The organism is Oceanobacillus kapialis (assembly GCF_044790185.1).
GTDB lineage: Bacteria > Bacillota > Bacilli > Bacillales > Amphibacillaceae > Oceanobacillus_B > Oceanobacillus_B kapialis.
The window spans coordinates 2,182,974-2,204,611 of the sequence record NZ_CP085256.1 but is presented as its reverse complement, the minus strand read 5'-3'; the positions used below and the strand labels follow the sequence as shown (position 1 = coordinate 2,204,611).

The window sequence follows — 21,638 nt, the reverse complement described above, 5'->3', positions numbered from 1 at the left end:
GCATTGGCCCTTCAATATTTCCTGATTAGATAAAAAAGATGAGGGGAATGCTATAACCATTCACGATTATAGGTTTAACGTTTACAAAAGGTTCCGTTTTCTATAAACTTTAAAGAACACATAGAATAAACTTTATTTGTATTTTACATATTAAGAAATACGGAGGTCGTTACATGACGAAAGAGACAATACAACTCCCTCTATTACCATTGCGTGGATTACTTGTGTTTCCATCTATGGTAATCCATTTAGATGTGGGAAGAGATAAAAGCATCGCAGCATTGGAACAAGCAATGATGGATGATCAAAATATTTTCCTTGTTGCTCAAAGAAAAGTAAGCATGGATGATCCAGAACCTCAAGACATATATTCGATCGGAACAATGGCTGTAGTGAAGCAAATGCTTAAATTACCTAATGGAACAATGCGAGTGTTGGTGGAAGGGCTTCATAGAGGAGAAATTGTTCGTTTTACAGAGGATAGTGACTTCTTTAAAGCAGAGATTGAGAAACGCGAAGATATACATGGTGATGACAATGAGGAAGAGGCGCTTATGCGCTCATTACTTGGTTTGTTTGAACAATATGTTTCTGTTTCCAGAAAAATAAGCAAAGAAACCTTTGCTACAGTTTCAGATATTGATGAACCCTCAAGGCTTTCTGATATAATAACGTCCCATTTATCTCTTAAATTGAAGGAAAAACAAGAAATATTAGAAATGCAAAATGTAATCGCCCGATTAAAATATCTTATTAAGTTAATTACAAACGAGAAAAAAGTATTAGATCTGGAAAAAAAGATTGGTGAGCGGGTAAAGACATCCATGGAAAAAACGCAAAAGGAATATTATTTGCGTGAACAAATGAAAGCAATTCAAAAAGAGTTAGGTGAAAAAGACGGTAAAACAGGAGAAATTGGGCAATTAAAGGAGAAAATAACGAGCTCAGATATGCCAGAGCAAGTTATGGAGGCTGCTTTAAAAGAATTAGATCGCTATGAAAAAGTGCCACAAAGCTCTGCGGAGAGTTCTGTTATTAGAAACTATTTAGAATGGTTAATTGTTTTACCATGGACAAATCGCTCCGAGGATAGGATTGAAATTAACAAAGCGGAAGATATTCTTAATACAGATCATTATGGCCTAGACAAAGTAAAAGAACGAATACTTGAGTATCTTGCTGTGCAAAAGCTAACCAATTCTATTAAGGGTCCAATTCTCTGTCTTGTTGGCCCGCCCGGTGTAGGGAAGACATCCTTAGCCAAATCAATAGCTCGTTCTATTAATCGAAACTTTGTCCGTATATCTCTCGGAGGTGTCCGAGATGAAGCGGAAATCCGTGGTCATCGCCGCACTTATATTGGTGCAATGCCAGGTCGTATAATCCAGGGAATGAAAAAGGCGAAGACCATTAATCCGGTTTTCCTTTTAGATGAAATTGATAAAATGTCCAATGACTTTCGTGGTGACCCTTCTTCTGCCATGCTTGAAGTCCTAGACCCAGAGCAAAACAGCAACTTTAGTGATCACTTTATTGAAGAAACATACGATCTCTCGAATGTGCTTTTTATTGCGACTGCGAATTATGTGAATAATATTCCGGGGCCATTGCTTGATAGAATGGAGCTTATCTCTATTGCTGGCTATACAGAGGTGGAAAAGCTTCATATTGCGAAAGAACATTTATTACCGAAACAATTAAGAGAAAATGGATTAAAGAAAAGCACCTTGCAAGTAAGAGATGAGGCGTTATTAAAATTAATTCGCAGGTATACACGGGAAGCTGGTGTGAGGAATCTGGAACGACAATTAGCAACTGTTTGCAGAAAGGCTGCACGAATTATCATATCAGAAGAGAAAAAGCGTGTAGTGGTGACAGAGAAAAGCTTGGAAGAGTTGTTAGGTAAACCAGTTTATCGTTATGGAATGAGAGAGCAGGAGGACCAAGTAGGTACAGCCACAGGATTGGCGTATACTGCAGCTGGAGGAGATACTCTTTCTATTGAAGTATCACACTATCCAGGGAAAGGTAAGCTGACACTGACTGGAAAGCTTGGTGATGTCATGCAGGAATCAGCACAGGCTGCCTTCAGTTATATTCGGTCACGAGCTACGGAGCTAAATATAGTTACTGATTTCTATGAGAAATACGATATTCACATACATGTACCAGAAGGCGCAACTCCAAAAGATGGACCATCTGCGGGGATTACGATGGCAACAGCTCTTGTTTCTGCTTTAACGGGACGTGCAGTGAAAAAAGAAGTGGGGATGACTGGGGAAATTACATTGCGTGGACGGGTTCTGCCAATCGGTGGACTAAAGGAAAAATCTCTTAGTGCACATAGAGCAGGCCTTACCACCATTATCATCCCCGAAGACAATAAAAAAGATATAGAGGACATTCCAGAGAGTGTGCGAAACGAACTGAACTTTATTCCAGTATCACACTTAGATGAAGTTCTAACGTATGCACTAGTGGAGGAGAAAAATGAAAGTAACTAACGCAGAAATTGTTATAAGTGCAGTAAGTCAAAAACAGTATCCAAATGATCAGCTACCAGAGATTGCTCTAGCTGGTAGGTCAAACGTTGGCAAATCATCGTTTATCAACAAGCTTATTAATCGGAAGAATTTAGCAAGGACTTCTTCAAAACCTGGAAAAACCCAAACACTTAATTTCTATAAAATAAACGAAGCATTTTATTTTGTTGATGTTCCTGGCTATGGCTATGCTAAAGTTTCCAAGAAAGAAAGAGAAAAATGGGGAGTTATGATGGAAGAGTATTTCGAAACTCGTGAAACGTTACAAACAGTCCTCCTCATAACAGATGTACGCCATGAGCCCACGAACGATGACATTCAGATGTATCATTTTCTAAAGCATTATGAGCTTCCTGTTATCGTTGTTGCAACAAAGCTTGATAAAGTGCCTAAAAATAAACGGGCAAGTCATGTGAAACGGACTAAAAAGATTCTTGAAATGGACGAGTCTGACTATCTCCTGCCATTTTCTTCGGAGACAGGGGATGGAAAAGAAGAAGCTTGGAAATTGTTAAGTCAATTTATTTAGCGGTTTCCTATTATTAAATGGCATGATAATAAAACCCTGTAGGTTCACTGAACCTACAGGGTTTTTATAGACTTATATATTTACAGCTTGAATTGTTCCACAAGTTCCTGCAATTCCTCTGCCATAATGGATAGTGAGTTAGCGGAATCGGTAATTTCCTCCATGGAGGCAAGCTGTTCTTCGGTTGATGCAGAAACATTTTGCGCTGCACCTGATGTTGTTTCAGAGATACCTGCAATTGTTTCGTACGTTTCAGTGAACTGCTCAGTACCTGAAGAAATTTCCTGGATCTTAGAAGTAACTTGCTGGATTTGTGCTGTTACTGTATTAACAAAAGAAGTAATGTTGGTAAAGGATTGACCAGCTTTATTTACTACTTCAATTCCACGATCTACTTCAGTCGTACCTGTTTGCATTGCTCTAACCGCCTCAACAGATTCTTTTTGAATGGATTGAATCATATCCTTGATTTGCTCAGATGAATGGGAGGACTGCTCTGCAAGTTTCCGGACTTCATCTGCCACCACAGCAAAACCTTTTCCGTGTTCTCCAGCTCTTGCTGCTTCAATTGCTGCATTTAATGCTAATAGATTGGTCTGCTCTGCTATACCTGTTATCACATCAACAATTTTACTAATCTCCATTGATTGGTTGCCAAGACCTTCAATATTCGCTGATAGATTGTGAACAGTTTGTTTAATGAACTCCATTTGGCCAACTGTTGTCTCAATTGCTTGATTCCCTGCTTTTACTACCTCTGTTGCATCTTCAGCTGTTGTGGAAACTTCATTAGAGCTTGAAGCAATTTGCTGAATAGAAGAGGACATTTGGTGCGCCATTTTTGAGCTGGTTTAATAACTGGGAATAATTGGAGCATGAAAGTGTGATTTTCCTAAATAAAAAAATTCATTAACGAATTCTCAGACATTTTTAGCCGAAAGAGTTTTCTGCACTGCATTTTAAAATAAACCTCGTTCAAATTTATAAATTTTTAGAAATTCAGAGTATTAATGAGAGAATTAGGGTATATGTAAGAGCAAGCGAGCAAATAACACCAATAAGAAATGATATATCCATACATATTGGGAAATGGTAGGATAGGGGGTTAGGGGGAAAATGTAATCCTTGTTATAATCTAAAGTATTAGTGCGCAACAACAGTAACTGCGTACTTATCTAAATAACACAAAAGATGCGGAGAGAGGGAGTTTATCAAATGAGAAGACTGAATATTGTGATTTTTTCTATTGTATTATTGTTTCTACTGGCAGCTTGTGGGTCTGATTCAAATGCAGATTCAAATGGTACAGCAAGCGGATCAGAATACGACCTAATAGAGAATGGAAAGTTAACGTTCGCTGCGTCAGGAGAGTTTATGCCGTTTAGTTATATGGAAGGCAGTGAAATGGTTGGTTTTGATATCGCAGTAGGTGAGGCAATTGCAGAAAAACTAGGCTTAGAGCCTGTTCAACAAAAAGCAAAATTTTCCGGGATTGTGACGGGAGTGAATGAAGGACGTTACGACATAGCGGTAGCGAGTCATACGATTACAGATGAGCGAAAAGAACAAGTAAATTTTACGGAACCATATTATTACTCTGGCCCGGTTATTTTTACAAGACCTGATAGTGATATTAATTCTCCAGAGGATTTAGAAGGTAAAGAAATCTCCGTGTCCCGAGGTTCATCGTATGTATCCATAGCAGAGGAATACACGGATAATATTCCTCAGGTTGATAGTGATGTAGTAGCATTGCAATCATTAGCCAGTGGGCACCACGATGCTGTTATTACTGATGACATTACAGGGATTACAGCGATAGACAACGGATTAGAAATTGAAAAGCGCGGCCAATTAGGTGTTAGTAATCAAGCGATTGCTGTTAATAAAGAAAACGAAGAGCTACTAAAAGCCATTGACGAAGCACTCCAAGAAATGAAGGACAGCGGGGAACTTGCTGAACTGGCAGAAGAATGGGTCGGTGCAGATATTACGCAAGAACCAGAAACAGCAGAATAAAGAAAATGTGCGCACAGGTTGCGCACATTTGTAGTGAATAAGGAGATGAATGTTGTTGTCGTCAATCATGAATTTCTTCGATATATTTGTAAGCAGTTTTGATGTGTTTTTAGACGGGTTATGGATTACTTTTAAATTATCTGTAGCTTCATTACTTGTTGCCTGTGTCATAGGTTTGTTCTTTGCTATCTTAAAAATATCGAATATAAAAATACTGCAATGGATCGCGGATGTTTATATTTGGATTGTACGAGGTACTCCATTAATTGTGCAAATTTTTATTTTGTTTTATGGACTGACAGATATTTTTCTTATCCCTATGTTTTGGGCAGGGGTTGCAGGCCTGGCCTTTCATAATGGTGCTTATATAGCTGAAATTATACGCGGGGCCATCCAGTCAATTGATAAGGGACAAATGGAGGCAGGGCGATCCTTAGGGATGACGAGTAGCTTGACGATGCGCAGAATTATCCTTCCCCAGGCATTCCGTCGCGCGATTCCTTCTTTAGGAAACCAATTTATCATCGGGATTAAAGATTCATCCTTAATCTCGTTTATTGGGATGCAGGACCTGTTCGGTGTAGCAAGTACAATGGGCTCTAATACCTTTAATTATCTACCGTACTTTATAACCGTGGCAATCTATTACCTGTTCATCGTATTAGTACTTACCTTGATAGTGAATAAACTGGAAAAGAAATTAGCAAAGAGTGATTAATTCAGGAGGTCAATGATGCCAGAGAGTACAGAAATGATTCGTGTAGAGAAGCTTAATAAGTCTTTTGGTGATTTACATGTTCTTAAGGATATCGATATGACAGTAAGGGAAAGCGATGTTGTCGTATTAGTAGGAGCTAGTGGCTCAGGAAAAAGTACATTGTTACGCTGTCTAAACTTTCTTGAAATAAAAAACAGTGGAACGATAACGATAGAATCAGAGCAAATTGAAAAGGAAACGCATAATTTGAACAAAGTTAGAGAAAAGGTAGGAATGGTGTTTCAGCATTTTAACCTATTTCCTCATAAAACAGTGCTTGAAAACGTTATCGAAGCACCGATACAAGTGAAGGGATTAAGCAGAAACCAAGCGGAGGAAGAAGGAAAGGAACTATTGGATAAAGTGGGCCTTGGGGATAAATATGATGTATATCCATCTACGTTATCGGGTGGACAAAAGCAGCGTGTGGCGATTGCCAGAGCACTTGCGATGAAGCCAGATGTCATGTTATTTGATGAGCCAACTTCTGCATTGGATCCAGAGCTGGTAGGAGAAGTGCTTACAACAATGAAGGAACTGGCAGTAGAAGGAATGACAATGGTTGTGGTTACACATGAAATGGGCTTTGCCAGAGAGGTCGGCGATTGGGTGGTGTACATGCATGATGGGAAAATTGTAGAGACAGGACGTCCGTCAGAACTATTTGACCATCCGAAAGAAGAAAGAACAAAAGCCTTTTTAAGTTCCATCCTTTAATAACTAATCGCAAAAAAGAATCCGATTTATGCCAATTTTTCTTGGTCATAGCTCGGATTCTTTTAGTTGAAATACTTGGGAATTCCTGATTTGTTTGTTACTTTAGATGTCTTTTTAAATGTTCCTTTGTTTAAGCTACTTTTTTCTCATTAGCATATAAATTCCAATAAGAATCAATGCAACCGGCCAGAATTGTTCTAATAAATTAATAATGCTATATATCCAATCAAGCCATGGTGGAAGAGAAACGGAGAATATAAGGAGAATGGCAATTGCGGTAAAAAAGACGCCTGGTAATAATCCTTGTTTCACTTTAGTACGTCTGACGAGAAAAGCAATACCAATAATAAGAAGGTATACTGCCCAATGGTCGATCCAAAAATGATAGTGCTGAACTCCATGTAAGTGGATACCAAGACCAAGCAAAAGGGTACCACTGAATAAATTTTGATAGCTTTTGGAAGTATAACTATGTATGAGTAATGCTAAACCGATAATAATGATGATTGTCTGCCAGGAATAAAAATCGGTTATGATCGGAAGTTTCAGCTGTCGTAATAAGAAAAAGATACCAATTCCAATTAAAATATATGCTGGAAGCGCATGTTGTTTTTTCACGATTTCACAAACCTTTCCTCCAATAGGTTGATTTCTTGCCTATTTATTCTTAAATATGATACAGTACATTCGTACTAAATCATATACGTACTATCCTAACACATTGTTTCAGAATCTGTTCACATTTCACAGGAATGTAACGGGATACACATGTTATAATATAGTTAATATGCCTAAAGCCATGCAACGGAAATGGACTGGCTTAAGTTTTTGGGGGTAGATGTAATGCACATACTAAAAGTTGGGTTTAACTACAAAACAGCCCCAGTCGAAATAAGGGAAAAACTGACCTTTTCTGATGATATACTCTCTGAAGCCATGACGAAGTTAAATGAACAGAAGAGTGTCTTAGAAAATGTCATTGTTTCTACCTGTAATCGTACGGAAGTTTATGCAGTAGTGGATCAAGTCCATACAGGACGCTATTATATAAAAACATTTCTTTCTGATTGGTTTAATATCGAGAAAGAAGAATTATCCACCTACCTGCGAATTATGGAGGACGATGGAGCGATAGAGCATCTATTTCGTGTGACAACCGGGCTTGATTCCATGATTGTAGGAGAAACACAAATTCTTGGTCAAGTGAAGCACGCTTTCTTAACTTCCCAAGAAGGTAATTCGACAGGGACGATTTTAAATGAGTTATTTAAGCAAGCCATCACGTTTGGCAAGCGAGCTCAAAAAGATACGGCTATTGGACAAAATGCGGTATCTGTTAGCTATGCCGCTGTTGAGCTGGCAAAGAAGATATTTGGTGATCTACAGAATAAGCACATAGCCATTTTAGGGGCAGGGAAAATGGGCGAGCTTGCAGCGAAGAATTTACAAGGCTCTGGGGCAACTGAAATTACCGTTTTAAACAGAACGTTTGAAAAAGCAGCGTTACTTGCTGAAAAGTTTGATGCTACGCCACTACCATTGGAACATTTAAATGATGTTTTATTGGAAGCAGACATTTTAATCACATCAACAGGATCGGATAGTGTCGTCTTGACAAAAGACACGCTTGCGCCTATTCAAAAGAAACGTAAAGGAAGTCCTTTATTCTTAGTCGATATTGCTGTACCTAGAGATTTGGATCCTGCTATTAGCGGGTTGGATAATGTCTTCTTATATGATATCGATGATTTACAGCATATTGTGGATGAAAACCTTGCTTCAAGAAAGGCAGCAGCAGAGCAAATTGAAATAATGATTGAAGGAGAAATTGTCACCTTTAAAGAATGGTTAAAAACATTAGGCGTTGTACCTGTTATCTCTGCCCTTCGCCAAAAAGCACTCTCTATACAGGCTGAGACGGTCAAAAGTATTGAACGAAAAATACCAGACCTAACGGACAGGGAGAAGAAAGTAATTAATAAGCATACAAAGAGTATTATTAACCAGCTTCTCAAACAGCCCGTTACCCAGGCAAAAGAAATGGCGGGGAATGAAAATGCGAAGGAATCTTTAGAACTGTTTGTGGATATTTTTGGTATTGAAAAAGAGTTACAAGAAGAGCTTGAAAAACAGGTAAAAAAAAATAATACTTCCAATAAATTAAATAAAAATGAAGTGTCCTTTCCAATGCTAAATCGTATGTCAACCATTTGATGAAAGGATTTATAGATAATGTTTGAGCTGAAATGGGTTTATGAATTCATTCTAATTATTTATGGGCTAAGTTTGGTCGGATACTTTATTGATTTCATCCAAGACAACCGGAAGGCGAATATAACAGCTTTCTGGTTACTTTGTATGGTATGGGTTATTCAAACAGGCTTCTTATTATATGAAGTGATCATAGAGGAGAATTTCCCGATTACTACATTAACTGATAGTCTTTTCTTTTATTCATGGGTATTACTCACTCTATCTATGGTTGTTCATAAATTGTTTAAGATCCATTTTATACTTTTCTTTATAAATTTATTTAGTTTTTTTATTCTATTACTCTATATATCCACCGACGCTCAAGAAAAATTTTCTACTAGCGGAGTTCAATTGGTGGATGAAATGCTGGTTGTTCATATTTCCCTTGCAATTTTGTCATATGGATTTTTCACACTTTCTTTTTTCTGCTCTCTTATGTATATAGGCCAATACCAGCTATTAAAAAAGAAAAAAGGTTTAAAGTGGATATGGCGTCTTGGGGACTTAAAAATGCTTGATCGATATGCCCTCCTAGCTATAACGATAGGTGTTCCTCTCTTAACGATTGCCATTATTCTTGGGATAGTTTGGGCATATGTATCCAGTTCAGAGTTTTACTGGTTTGATTTGAAAACAGTCGGTTCCATATTGGTTCTACTGGTTTATATGTTGTATTTAATACTAAGAGTTGGACGAGGCTACAGTGGAAAGCAAGTCGCAGTTTATAATACTGGCGCATTTTTAGTATTGTTAGTAAACTTCTTTTTATTTAGCGTACATTCTAACTTTCACTTTTAAGAATTTATAGGAGGATTTTTATGCGGAAAATCGTAGTGGGTTCAAGAAAAAGTAATCTCGCTTTAACACAGACAAATTGGGTTATTGATCAATTAAAAAAGGCAGGCGTACAGAACGAATTTGAAGTGAGGAAAATTGTGACAAAGGGCGACCGCATTTTGGATGTGACGTTGTCTAAGGTTGGTGGAAAAGGACTATTTGTAAAAGAAATAGAGCAGGCAATGTATGACAAGGAGATTGACTTTGCTGTTCATAGCATGAAGGATATGCCATCAACGATGCCTGATGGGCTTACGATTTCTGCCATTCCGGCAAGAGAAGATCACCGGGACGCTTTTATTTCTAAAAATAATGTTGCACTAAAAGATCTCCCAAAAGGTGCGATTATTGGAACGAGTAGTTTAAGACGAGCAGCGCAAATGCTTGCTGAGCGTCCTGACGTATCGATTAAATGGATACGTGGTAACATTGAAACACGTATTCGAAAATTACAAGAAGAAGATTATGATGCCATTATACTCGCTGTTTCTGGTTTAAAAAGAGTTGGATTAAGTGAGGAGCTTATTACAGAGTATTTGGAACCTGAAATATGTGTTCCAGCAGTAGGACAAGGAGCCCTCGCGATTGAGTGCCGAGAGGATGATCAGGAGTTACATAACCTCTTAGACGTCATTAACGACCAATACACCACAAGAACTGTTACAGCAGAACGTACCTTTCTTCATTTATTAGAGGGTGGTTGTCAGGTTCCAATTGGTGGATATGCTTACCTTGATGGGGATGAAATTGTCTTAACCGCATTGGTAGGTACACCTGATGGGGCGACTATCTTAAAAGAAGTGGTGCGCGGAACAGATCCTCATAAAGTCGGGGAAGAGGCAGCACGCTTACTTATGAGTCAAGGTGCTAAAGAAATTGTCGAAAGGGTAAAAGAGGAGCTGGACAACTAATGCTCCCTTCATTGCAAGGAAAAAACATTTTAGTAACAAGGGAAGCGGGACAAGCGGAGCTATTTGCAAAACAGATTAATCAATCAGGTGGTAACCCAGTCATTGTTCCACTTTTAAAAATAACTTGCAAAGAAAGCGATAAAGCTAGGGAGATATTAACAAACCTATCACATTACAACTGGATATTCTTCACTAGCGCTAATGGGGTAGATTGCTTTTTTGATTTAAGAAGTGGCATCGATTCGAATTCGGTTAGAATCCATGCCAACATTGCAACAGTAGGGGAAAAGACGAGCATTGCCCTACAGGAATATGGATATAAGGCCAACTTTACCCCGAAGTTATACAATGCTAATACAATGGCAACCGATTTTTTACAGGAATATACGAACCCGGGAAGAATCCTTCTTATTCGAGGGAATCGTTCCCGCTCCGTTTTACCTGAAGAATTTCGCAAGCACGGTATAAGGTTTGATACGCTAGAGGTCTATGATACCCATTTTAATTTTGCAAGAAAAAAGCAGCTTAATCAGGAACTTCGTGAAAATGAAATAGATTATATTACCTTTACAAGTCCTTCAACAGTTGAAGCTTTTTGTGAAATGGTAGATGGAATACCAAAGACTGTGCCATGTATTTGCATTGGAAGCACTACAAGCAAGCGAGCAGAAGAGCTTGGATTTCAGTATATTTTAACACCAGAAACCTTTACCATTGAAGGTATGATACATTGTATTCGTGATCATATAAAGAAGGGATAGATAACATGTCAAACATGCCAGAATTTAAACGTCATCGCAGATTGCGCAGTTCTGCAGCTATGCGTTCATTAGTTAGAGAGACAAAGTTAAGTACAAACGATTTTATATACCCTTTATTCATATTAGAGGGGACAAATATTAAAAATGAAGTACCATCCATGCCAGGAGTATTCCAGGTCACCCTCGATCGTCTAGAGGAGGAATTAAAGGAAATCCATGATTTAGGTATTAAAGCCATCATGTTATTTGGCGTACCAAACGAAAAGGATGAAGAGGGAACAGGTGCTTACATCCCCGAAGGAATTGTACAGCAGGCTACTAGGAAGGTAAAAGAAACCTATCCTGAAATTCTTGTCGTTGCTGATACATGTCTTTGTGAATATACTTCACATGGCCACTGCGGGCTTATACACGATCATGATGTCGACAATGACGCATCCTTGCCATTGTTAGCTAAAACTGCCGTATCCCAAGCAGAAGCTGGTGCAGATATCATTGCGCCATCTAACATGATGGATGGTTTTGTTTCGGTGATTCGCAATGCCTTGGATGAAGCAGGATATACCAATATTCCAATTATGTCGTATGCAGTGAAATATGCTTCTGCATTTTATGGTCCATTTCGTGATGCAGCGGATAGTACGCCGCAGTTTGGTGACCGAAAAACCTACCAAATGGATCCTGCTAATAGACAGGAGGCATTGAGAGAGGCAGAATCAGATATTGCCGAAGGAGCAGATTTCTTAATCGTAAAGCCAGCTTTATCTTATTTAGATATTGTAAGAGATGTCAAAAACATCACGAATGTACCAGTCGTTGCTTATAATGTTAGTGGAGAATATTCCATGGTAAAAGCAGCTGCTTTAAATGGTTGGATCAATGAGAAAGAACTTGTGATGGAAAAATTAACTTCTATGAAACGTGCAGGTGCGGACCTAATCATCACATATTTTGCAAAAGATGTAGCAAAATGGTTGAATGAGAAATAAGAGATTCCTGTAGGACAAGATAAAATTATATATAGAGGTGATGGATTCATTATGGTTAATTTAGCGAATTCTCAGGATGCTTACAAAGAGGCGGTTGATTTAATGCCAGGGGGAGTAAATTCTCCTGTACGAGCATTTAAATCGGTTGGCATGACTCCTGTATTTATGCAGTCAGGAAAAGGCTCCAAAATCTATGATATCGATGGAAATGAATACATTGATTATGTTCTTAGCTGGGGGCCATTAATATTAGGACATGCAGATGAGCGAGTTGTAAGTAAACTAAAAGAGATTGTAGAAAAAGGGACAAGCTTTGGTGCCCCAACTTTATTGGAAAACAAGCTTGCACAGCTGGTGATCGATCGAGTTCCATCTATTGAAATGGTAAGGATGGTTAATTCCGGGACCGAGGCAACGATGAGTGCATTAAGGCTAGCAAGAGGCTATACAGGAAGAGATAAGATTTTAAAGTTTGAAGGTAACTATCATGGTCATGGCGACTCGCTCTTAATCAAAGCTGGTTCAGGGGTAGCAACATTAGGTCTACCTGACAGTCCTGGTGTTCCTAAAGGAATAGCGCAGAATACGATTACGGTGCCATATAATGATATGGAAAGTGTTCGCTATGCCTTTGATCAATTTGGGGACGATATTGCTGCAGTAATCGTTGAACCGGTGTCTGGAAATATGGGGGTAGTACCTCCTCAGGAAACATTTTTACAGGATTTACGAACTATTACAGAAGAAAATGGTACGCTCCTCATTTTTGATGAGGTTATGACAGGTTTTCGAGTTGGCTATCATTGTGCTCAAGGTCATTTTGACGTAACACCAGATTTAACTTGCCTTGGGAAAGTAATCGGTGGAGGGTTACCAGTAGGTGCATACGGTGGAAAACGGGAGATTATGGAAAAGGTTGCTCCTACAGGGACGATTTATCAAGCGGGAACGTTATCAGGTAATCCATTAGCAATGACGGCTGGATATGAAACGCTAAGTGCCTTAGATGAAACGTCTTATAAGGAAATTAACAAAAAGGTAGATCGTTTAATGGCAGGCTTCAAGGAGGCTGCTGAAACATACGAGATTCCTCTCCAAATCAATCGAGCTGGTTCCATGGTTGGTGTATTCTTTACAGATCAAGAAGTGATCAACTACGAAACAGCCCAAACCGCTAACTTAGATTATTTTGCTCAGTACTATAGAGCAATGATGGAGCAAGGTGTCTTCCTGCCACCTTCCCAATTTGAAGGATTATTCCTTTCCACCTCCCATACGGAAGAGGATATTGACAATACAATAAAAGCTGTTCATCAAGCATTTGCATCTATTCAAAAATAATAGAAAACAACTAAAGCTCGATTGGTTATTCGAATCTTATGGAAGATTCATAACCACTCGAGCTTTTTATTTCGCATAAGAGGCAATAAGGCCCCGGGGATCAACTGCCAGTAAAGGTCCTATTCTTACTACTGACATTTGGCTGGGAGAGAAAGGTAACCCCTCCCCAAATGAAGTTCCACTTTATATTTGGTTAGCAGTTTTGAAAACCCTCTGTTTGAATTGGTAAATGAAGCATATCCCGAAAAAGTAGTTCATATAGTTGTATAAGAGCTATAAACATATGATTTATATGTTGAAGGGAGGAAGTTAGGTGTCACAAGATCGCTCAGTTTTTAGTTTTGAGTTAAACGAAGTGCTTTCCTTTGAGAGAGGGCAAGAAGTTGCGGAGATGAAAGGCATTTCACTAGAGCCCGACATTTCCATACAACCTTTTAATGACTACATTTCTATACGCGGTGTAATCGAATTAAAAGGTGAATACCAGAAGATTGCTTCACAGAAAGAGGATACAATTGAATTAGAGGATTATCATGCAAGACGTTATGTTGAGAAGGTGGAAGAATACGAAGACGGCGTTGTGGAATTTACCCATCGTTTTCCTGTAGAAATTTCTGTGCCCACCTATCGTGTACAAAACCTAAATGATGTGTCCGTCTATATCGACTCTTTTGATTATGAAATTCCAGATGATAGTAGTCTCAAATTGTATTCGACAATTGAAATATACGGAATTAGTGAAATAAAGGAAGCGCCTAGAGAAGAAAGTGACCAGGAATTATTAGAAGAGGAAGGTTCCAGCCTATCCACTACAGACGGAACTGATAAGCCAGAAGTGTTACAAGACTTCCTAGAACAAAGGATAACGGATAATGAACAATCGGTGGAAGGGTCTTCAGAGGAGTCTTCGTTGGATAGAGAAGGTGTGGATTTTCAATTTGAAATAAAAGAGAAAGAAAATATGAAAGAGGAAACTAGTCCGTCTCCTTTTTCACCGCCAGAAATACCAGAGCTTACCCAGGAGTTGCAGATTGAAACAGATAAAGAAGTAGAAGAAGATAGATGGAAATACAAGGAAACAAAATCATTTAGCGAGTTTTTTAACAAGTCTGTTTCAGAAAGTGATAACACGAATGATGTAGATACTGAGATATTGGATACAGAAGAAACAGTGGCTGAATGGGAGGAACCTGAAGTCGAGTTGGCTGAACTAGACACCGACGAAAATTCAGAAAGTCGAGAAGATCCAGTTCAGGATGTCAGTTACCTTTCGGATATGTTCCGTAGTGCTGAAGAAGAGCAATATACAAAAATGCGGCTCTGTATTGTGCAAGAAAAGGATACAATAGAATCGATTGCAGAGCGTTATCAGGTTACAACACTGCAGCTTATTAAGCAAAACCGTCTTGATGAGGCCTACGAGGTTTCGGAAGGCCAATTACTATATATCCCGAAAAAAAGATAGCTCTTTAATGCTGCCCCTTGGCCATGTTAATCAAGGGGTAGTACTTATTTACATATTAGAAAGCAGCATACAAAAGTGACCTTACGCTAGAAAAGTCGCGTGAACACATATGTTAAGGTGGTGAAATAAAGTGGAAACTGAAAAAATATTACAATCCTTTTCTGTGTATCCACTAAACATAGAAAACATTACCACGCATTTGTGGAAAGTAAAAGACGGGAATCGAGCCTATGCATTAAAAGAAAGCAAGCTGTCCCCTCATGCTATAACAAATTGGGAAAACATTTACAAACTGGCAGATTACCATAAATTATCTGCTGTTATGCCAGTTTATATGACGAGGAATGGCCAGTTATATCAAGAGCACCTTGGAAAATTTTATTACCTCAGTCCATGGATGGAAAAAGATCAAAATAGGGGGACTCCACCGCTTATTACTGATTTTTATAAAAACATTGGAAATATCCACGCCAAAACCAAACAATCCCGCAATATTGATAAGGAAGCTTTCATTCAAGAATTTAGCGCCTATAAGCAGGCTTGCGAGACACTATTTAAGGAATTAAACAGAACGGTTAGCAGGTTTGAACAAATGCATTATATGTCACCATTTGAGCTTATGGTGTTAACACAGTACCGTGATTTGGAAATAGTATTTCAGGTTATGGTAAAACGATTAAATCAACTTGTCTACGTCGCCGACGAGGAAGATTTAATTTGGAATACTAGTATTTGCCATGGGCAATTAAGCAAGGATCACTTGGTATATTCAAATAATGGCACACAGATTTTGAATTGGGAGCAGGCGCACTATGAGAATGCAACAATGGATTTGGTTCGCTTTTTTAGAGAAGAATCACTTGAATATGATTCCCCTTCCTCTGACTATATAGAGCAATTTAAGGGTTATATAAAGGAAAACGAGTTAACGGAAAAAGAACTGCAATTGATGACGATTTATTTATTGCATCCTTTTTCCTATTATCGTGTTGTCCAGGAATACGTGAAAAATCCCAAAGCTAACTCCATGTTAGTAGCAACTAGTCAATTACAACGCGCATACAGACAACTGATTTTTGGTCTTAATTGGTCGGATTATGTGGAAAAAGAACATGAATCGCTCGTTCTTGAGGATCTCGATAGTTAAATCCATTCTAGATAAAATGCAATAAAGACTCCGACAAGTAAACCAAGTAAAAACACATCCAATGTAGTTGGGAAAAACAAGGTTCGAATTAATTGGAAAATTAAGATGGGCAATGTTACTTTTTCAGCTACAAATAAACAATTTCTAGCCCAGGGAGGCAGTTTGTATCTGTAATAACGAGCCATATAAATCCACTCCTTTCCTTCCTTTACTTTTTTATAAAAGTGCGTTCAAGTTTATGCATGTATTTTTCGCTAAATAAATACAGGTTGCTTTTTTCCTTCAGCCAAGAATTGAAGTTGTGTTTTAATGGTATCTAGACACGTGTTTTTAATATACTATGTATAAACATAGGGTATTTGTGCAACCATGCTAAATAATAGTTGACGTTAATGCAGCTTCGCTATAAAATGTAGCTAAGATAGAATAAAAGTGTAGTTTATAGCTTAAATTTTATAAAAAAGCTATGATGGAGAAGAGTACAGAATAAACTGTCTACAGAGAGAGAAACATGTGGTGAAAGTTTCTTGGCTGAGTGAATTCTGGAAGGTCGCTCCTGATGCTGTATCTCTGAACGCATGTGTGCCAGTAAGAGAATACCGGTTCCAAACCGTTATCAATGAATGAAGTGTACAGGTCTGCATATAACCTGTAAACAAAGGTGGTACCACGGAAATTAGAACCTTTTCGTCCTTTTTATTAGGATGAAAAGGTTTTTTTGATGGCTCTTTTCATTTGTGGAGGGTAATAAAGCATACCCGTTAGGAAAGAGTTTGAAGATAAAGGAGGAAATGGACATGAGTGAACAGGAAAAACAAGCACTTTCTGCAAAGTATAACCCGCAGGAAGTAGAAGAAAACAGATACCAATTTTGGTTAGATGGGAAGTATTTTGAAGCAGAGGGCAAGGACTCTGAGAAGGAACCCTATTCTATTGTAATTCCACCACCTAATGTAACAGGAAGACTGCATCTAGGCCATGCATGGGATACAACGATGCAGGATACTATTTCAAGAATGAAACGGATGCAGGGATATGATGTTCTGTGGCTACCTGGGATGGATCATGCTGGAATCGCGACCCAGGCTAAAGTAGAGGCAAAGTTAAAAGAGCAAGGGACAAATCGTTATGAGCTGGGAAGAGAGAAATTCTTGGAAACTGCCTGGGAGTGGAAAACAGAGTATGCAGACTTTATCCGCTCACAGTGGGAAAAGTTAGGACTTGGGCTTGATTATTCTCGTGAACGCTTTACGTTAGATGAAGGCTTGTCTAATGCAGTGAAAGAAGTATTCGTTAAGCTTTATGAAAAGGGCTGGATTTACAGAGGCGAATATATTATTAACTGGGATCCTAAAACAAAAACCGCTTTATCCGATATTGAGGTTATCTATGAGGAAGTTCAAGGGAAATTCTATCACTTCCGCTATCCAATTAAAGATAGTGATGAAGTTATTGAAATAGCCACGACACGCCCAGAGACAATGCTTGGTGATACAGCTGTTGCTGTCCACCCGAAAGATGAACGTTACAGCCATTTAATTGGTAAGAAAGTAGTTTTACCTATCGTTGGACGTGAAATTGAGATTGTTGCGGATGATTACGTAGACAGAGAATTTGGTTCAGGTGCAGTTAAAATTACCCCGGCACATGATCCGAATGACTTCGAAATTGGTAACCGTCACAACTTGGAAAGAGTCCTTGTAATGAATGAGGATGGGACCATGAATGAAAAGGCTGGAAAATACGAGGGATTAGATCGTTTTGCTTGCCGTAAGCAGATTGTCAAGGACCTGGAGGATATGGGCGTTTTATTCAAAATAGAGGACCATACCCATCAAGTTGGACATTCAGAAAGAAGCGGGGCAGTTGTAGAGCCTTACTTGTCTACACAATGGTTTGTAAACATGCAGCCACTTGCCGACGCTGCAGTTGAAATGCAGCAAACAGATGATAAAGTGAATTTTGTTCCAGAGCGATTTGAACGCACCTACTTAAATTGGATGGATAATATCCGTGACTGGTGTATCTCTCGTCAGTTATGGTGGGGGCACCGGATTCCTGCATGGTATCACAAAGAAACGAACGAAATATATGTTGGGAAAGAAGCTCCTGCAGATAGTGAAAACTGGGTACAGGACGAAGATGTTCTTGATACATGGTTCTCCTCTGCATTATGGCCGTTTTCTACGATGGGCTGGCCAGATACAGAGTCAGCAGACTTTAAACGCTATTTCCCAACAAACGTTTTAGTGACTGGGTATGACATTATCTTTTTCTGGGTAGCACGTATGATTTTCCAATCCAAAGAATTTACTAATGAAAAGCCATTTAAGGACGTCTTGAATCATGGGTTAATTCGTGACGCAGATGGTCGCAAAATGAGTAAATCACTTGGAAATGGTGTAGATCCAATGGATGTTATCGAAAAATACGGGGCAGACTCGCTTCGCTATTTCCTATTAACAGGCTCTACACCTGGCCAGGATCTGCGTTTCCATTGGGAGAAAGTGGAATCCACTTGGAATTTTGCCAATAAAGTATGGAATGCTTCCAGATTCTCGCTTATGAACATGGAAGGCTTTACGTACGAAGATATCGATCTTTCAGGTGAAAAATCAATTGCTGACAAATGGATTTTGGCAAGACTAAATGAAACAATTGGTCATGTAACGAAAAATAATGAGAAATATGAATTCGGTGAAGCAGGGCGCCATCTGTATAACTTTATTTGGGATGACCTGTGTGACTGGTATATTGAGATGGCTAAACTTCCGTTATATGGTGAAGATGAAGCACGCAAAAAAACCACACGTTCTGTATTAGCACATGTTTTAGATCAGACGATGCGCATGCTACATCCATTTATGCCGTTTATTACCGAAGAAATCTGGCAACAGCTTCCACATCAAGGACATTCGATTACGATTGCAAAATGGCCGGAAGAAAATCCTGCGTTCGATAATGAACAGGCTGTAAGTGAGATGAAGCGACTAGTTTCCATTATTAAATCAGTACGTAACATCCGGGCAGAAGTAGATACACCAATGTCCAAACAAATTAAACTGCTTATCCAAACGGAATCAGCAGCCATTACGGATGAACTGGAAAGTAATCGCCATTACTTGGAACGGTTCTGTAATACGAGTGATCTGGAGATTGCTGAGAAGGTATCTGTACCCGAAAAGGCAATGAGTGCAGTCGTGACAGGGGCAGAGTTATTTTTCCCACTGGAAGGCTTAATTGACTTTGCTAAAGAAATAGAGCGCCTGGAAAATGAGCTGGCAAAATGGACGAAAGAAGTGGAACGCGTTCAGAAAAAACTCTCAAATCAAGGGTTTGTAAGTAAAGCGCCGGAGCACGTTGTTGAAGAAGAAAAGCAGAAAGAAAAAGATTATCTAGATAAGCAAGCGAAGGTTAAAGCAAGGTTGCAGGAGTTGAAATAGACTACAAGAACTGAGAGATTGTAGACTAGATTAAAGGGAATCCGAACTATGATTACATAATTTAATCATAGTTCGGATTTTTTGTGTTTTTCAATAGAAACGTCTACTTATAAGACCATTCATTTCTGTTATGAGCATTGATTTTATGTAGAATGTGTTCTACATAAAGCTTTAGTAGGTTTACATCACTAACAGTACTAAGCGTACGGGATCCAACAATGTCCTCTATTTCATTAAAGAGAAGTTGGCCATTTTCATCAAGTAGAAAATCGATCCCCACCATATCAAAATCAAAAGAAGCTATAATTTTAGTGACGAACTCTTTTTCATTCTTGCTTAAAGGATAGATTTCTGCAGTACCACCAAGCTTATAATTGGCGCGAAAGTCTGTGTCACTTTTCCGTAAAACAGCCCCAATAATATTTTTTCCTACTACAAATACACGGATATCCTTTCCAATTTGCACCTTACAAGATTGTAGCAACAGGTATTCTGAGTCAATTAATTGTATGCGTTGTTTAAACATGCTGGCATCCTTGATGAAAAACACTTGATTGCCACCACTACTTTTTGGATCTTTTAAAACAAAAGGGTAATCCATAGGTGGTGTCAATGCTAAAGTATCCTTTCTACGGATAAAAAAGCTATCTAACATCGGAATGCCTAAATGCTGTATAGCTAGATGAGTTTTTGTCTTGTCATTGGCTATTTCCGATATGAAAGAGGAATTAAAGACAGGGATACCTCCAGCCTCTAAATGCCTGCTAAATAATGGGTCAATCACCCTTACTACAGCAAAATCAGGGAAGGAAATGGTTTCACCCTTTAGTTTAACTATTGGTTGATTATTTTCCACCCCAATCGTAAGTTCTTCTCGATAAAGAAGCGAAAGAGAGATATTTTGTAAGGATGCTTCTGTTTGAAACCACCTTATATAAGTGTCGTTTTCCCTAGCTTTTTGTTTATTATAGATAAGCCATCCATTAATCATGTGCGTGTACCTTTCTTTTTAGCATACAAGGTATTTAAGATGTACGCTATGATATGATCAGCGGCGTTAACCCCTGTACAATCATACATATTACGTATATGCGCATTAGAGTTTATTTCACACACAATAGCTTGGCCGTTTTCGCCAAACAATAAATCCACTCCTGCAAAATCAGCTCCAATTGCTTTAGCAGCCGAAATAGCTAAAGATTCCTCTTGTTTGGATGGCACATAAGCTTGCATAGTTGCACCTGCAGATACATTTGCACGAAAGTCATCCGTCGCTTGTCGCTTCATCGCAGCCACTACATTGTTGCCAACGACTTGTAATCGGAGATCCTTCCCGTAACTTGAAGAGATAAACTGCTGGTATAAGTAAGGCTTTCCTTGAAGTTCCATAGCCTTTTGACGTAACATTATTTGATCATGAATAAGATAAACCTGTTCACCAAAAGAACCAAAAGCCTCTTTTATAATAAGCGGGAACCCTAGCTTTTTAGAGATGTTATCTAAGTTTTCTAAATGGGTATTTTCCGATATAAATACTTTTGGAGCAACAATTGTAGTAGGTATTGGGATATTATGCTGAGAAAGCTGCTGATACGTGGCAATTTTATCATCACTCAATTCAATTGTATCAGCTCGATTAAAAACTGGAATTCCAAGCAATTCTAACTGCTTTGCTAAATAAATATCCTTATCTGCAAAGACCACGTAATCTGGTAATGCAGGCATGTCTTCTGTTAATAGCTGAATTTGATTTGTTTGTAATAACACAAGTAATTCATTGTTTTTGTAAATGTTTGTAGAACTACCTTGCTTTTGAGCAGCTTCTTGTATCCATTCAGCAAAATCGCGAAATTTTCTCCCTTTCAGGCTTCCATTATAAATAATCCAACCATGTAAATTCATGAAGATGTTCCTTTCTGCTATACT

Annotated in this window: 19 protein-coding genes and 1 other annotated feature; of the genes, 14 read left to right on the top strand and 5 right to left on the bottom strand. The window is 38.6% G+C overall.

Features of this window, described 5'->3' with window-relative positions:
* Window positions 1-173: 173 nt before the first annotated feature.
* Complete coding sequence (gene lon, locus LG273_RS11580; RefSeq protein WP_404453732.1) at window positions 174-2,504, top strand: endopeptidase La; 2,331 nt, start codon at window positions 174-176, stop codon at window positions 2,502-2,504.
* Window positions 2,491-3,072, top strand: a complete 582-nt coding sequence (gene yihA, locus LG273_RS11575) for a ribosome biogenesis GTP-binding protein YihA/YsxC (RefSeq protein ID WP_379561443.1) — start codon at window positions 2,491-2,493, stop codon at window positions 3,070-3,072. The genes lon and yihA overlap by 14 nt, the downstream gene beginning before the upstream one ends.
* Window positions 3,073-3,152: 80 nt before the next feature.
* Here the strand turns inward: yihA and LG273_RS11570 are convergent, their stop codons facing one another.
* Window positions 3,153-3,899 carry a methyl-accepting chemotaxis protein gene (locus tag LG273_RS11570; protein ID WP_404453729.1) on the bottom strand — a complete coding sequence of 249 codons (747 nt, stop codon included), beginning with the start codon at window positions 3,897-3,899 and terminating at the stop codon, window positions 3,153-3,155.
* 388 nt (window positions 3,900-4,287) lie between these two features.
* Between LG273_RS11570 and LG273_RS11565 the strand changes: the two genes are divergently transcribed.
* The 3 genes from LG273_RS11565 to LG273_RS11555 are packed head-to-tail and all read left to right on the top strand — an operon-like array spanning window position 4,288 to window position 6,565.
* Window positions 4,288-5,091 carry a transporter substrate-binding domain-containing protein gene (locus LG273_RS11565; RefSeq protein WP_404453726.1) on the top strand — a complete coding sequence of 268 codons (804 nt, stop codon included), beginning with the start codon at window positions 4,288-4,290 and terminating at the stop codon, window positions 5,089-5,091.
* Between the two features lie 49 nt (window positions 5,092-5,140).
* Window positions 5,141-5,809, top strand: coding sequence for an amino acid ABC transporter permease (locus LG273_RS11560; RefSeq protein WP_404453723.1), 669 nt, complete (start codon window positions 5,141-5,143; stop codon window positions 5,807-5,809).
* Between the two features lie 15 nt (window positions 5,810-5,824).
* Window positions 5,825-6,565: an amino acid ABC transporter ATP-binding protein gene (locus LG273_RS11555; protein ID WP_404453720.1), complete on the top strand. Its 741-nt coding sequence runs from the start codon at window positions 5,825-5,827 to the stop codon at window positions 6,563-6,565.
* A gap of 135 nt (window positions 6,566-6,700) precedes the next feature.
* Here the strand turns inward: LG273_RS11555 and LG273_RS11550 are convergent, their stop codons facing one another.
* Window positions 6,701-7,183 (bottom strand): LiaI-LiaF-like domain-containing protein, encoded by a 483-nt coding sequence (locus LG273_RS11550; RefSeq protein ID WP_379561438.1) that lies wholly within the window; start codon window positions 7,181-7,183, stop codon window positions 6,701-6,703.
* 225 nt (window positions 7,184-7,408) lie between these two features.
* Here LG273_RS11550 and hemA point away from each other — a divergent pair, with 225 nt between their 5' ends.
* The 8 genes from hemA to LG273_RS11510 all read left to right on the top strand — a co-directional run bounded on the left by hemA (window position 7,409) and on the right by LG273_RS11510 (window position 16,269).
* On the top strand, window positions 7,409-8,779 hold the full coding sequence (hemA, locus tag LG273_RS11545; RefSeq protein WP_404453716.1) for a glutamyl-tRNA reductase: 1,371 nt from the start codon (window positions 7,409-7,411) through the stop codon (window positions 8,777-8,779).
* Window positions 8,780-8,797: 18 nt separating this feature from the next.
* The gene (gene ccsA / locus LG273_RS11540; protein WP_404453713.1) at window positions 8,798-9,616 is read left to right on the top strand and encodes a cytochrome c biogenesis protein CcsA; all 819 of its coding nucleotides are present in this window, start codon (window positions 8,798-8,800) and stop codon (window positions 9,614-9,616) included.
* Window positions 9,617-9,636: 20 nt separating this feature from the next.
* Window positions 9,637-10,566 (top strand): hydroxymethylbilane synthase, encoded by a 930-nt coding sequence (hemC, locus tag LG273_RS11535; RefSeq protein WP_404453710.1) that lies wholly within the window; start codon window positions 9,637-9,639, stop codon window positions 10,564-10,566.
* Entirely contained in the window at window positions 10,566-11,327 is a 762-nt protein-coding gene (locus LG273_RS11530) for a uroporphyrinogen-III synthase (protein WP_404453707.1), read from the top strand. The genes hemC and LG273_RS11530 overlap by 1 nt, the downstream gene beginning before the upstream one ends.
* Before the next feature lie 5 nt (window positions 11,328-11,332).
* On the top strand, window positions 11,333-12,316 hold the full coding sequence (gene hemB, locus LG273_RS11525; RefSeq protein ID WP_404453705.1) for a porphobilinogen synthase: 984 nt from the start codon (window positions 11,333-11,335) through the stop codon (window positions 12,314-12,316).
* A gap of 51 nt (window positions 12,317-12,367) precedes the next feature.
* Window positions 12,368-13,657, top strand: coding sequence for a glutamate-1-semialdehyde 2,1-aminomutase (gene hemL, locus LG273_RS11520; protein WP_404453702.1), 1,290 nt, complete (start codon window positions 12,368-12,370; stop codon window positions 13,655-13,657).
* Window positions 13,658-13,970: 313 nt separating this feature from the next.
* A complete protein-coding gene (gene spoVID / locus LG273_RS11515; RefSeq protein ID WP_404453699.1) occupies window positions 13,971-15,122 on the top strand; it encodes a stage VI sporulation protein D in 1,152 nt (383 codons plus the stop codon).
* Between the two features lie 130 nt (window positions 15,123-15,252).
* On the top strand, window positions 15,253-16,269 hold the full coding sequence (locus tag LG273_RS11510) for a hypothetical protein (RefSeq protein ID WP_404453696.1): 1,017 nt from the start codon (window positions 15,253-15,255) through the stop codon (window positions 16,267-16,269).
* Here LG273_RS11510 and LG273_RS11505 read toward each other — a convergent pair.
* Entirely contained in the window at window positions 16,266-16,454 is a 189-nt protein-coding gene (locus tag LG273_RS11505; protein ID WP_379561428.1) for a hypothetical protein, read from the bottom strand. The two genes, LG273_RS11510 and LG273_RS11505, sit on opposite strands and share 4 nt — an antisense overlap.
* A gap of 272 nt (window positions 16,455-16,726) precedes the next feature.
* Window positions 16,727-16,967: a binding site (T-box leader), on the top strand.
* Window positions 16,968-17,066: 99 nt separating this feature from the next.
* Between LG273_RS11505 and LG273_RS11500 the strand changes: the two genes are divergently transcribed.
* Window positions 17,067-19,712, top strand: coding sequence for a valine--tRNA ligase (locus LG273_RS11500; protein ID WP_379561427.1), 2,646 nt, complete (start codon window positions 17,067-17,069; stop codon window positions 19,710-19,712).
* A 103-nt stretch (window positions 19,713-19,815) separates the two neighbouring features.
* On the opposite strand, the gene LG273_RS11495 is transcribed toward LG273_RS11500, so the two are convergent.
* Complete coding sequence (locus tag LG273_RS11495; protein ID WP_379561426.1) at window positions 19,816-20,703, bottom strand: RimK family alpha-L-glutamate ligase; 888 nt, start codon at window positions 20,701-20,703, stop codon at window positions 19,816-19,818.
* A complete protein-coding gene (locus LG273_RS11490; RefSeq protein WP_404453692.1) occupies window positions 20,700-21,614 on the bottom strand; it encodes a RimK family alpha-L-glutamate ligase in 915 nt (304 codons plus the stop codon). Before LG273_RS11490 ends, LG273_RS11495 begins: the two co-directional genes overlap by 4 nt.
* Window positions 21,615-21,638 lie beyond the last annotated feature (24 nt).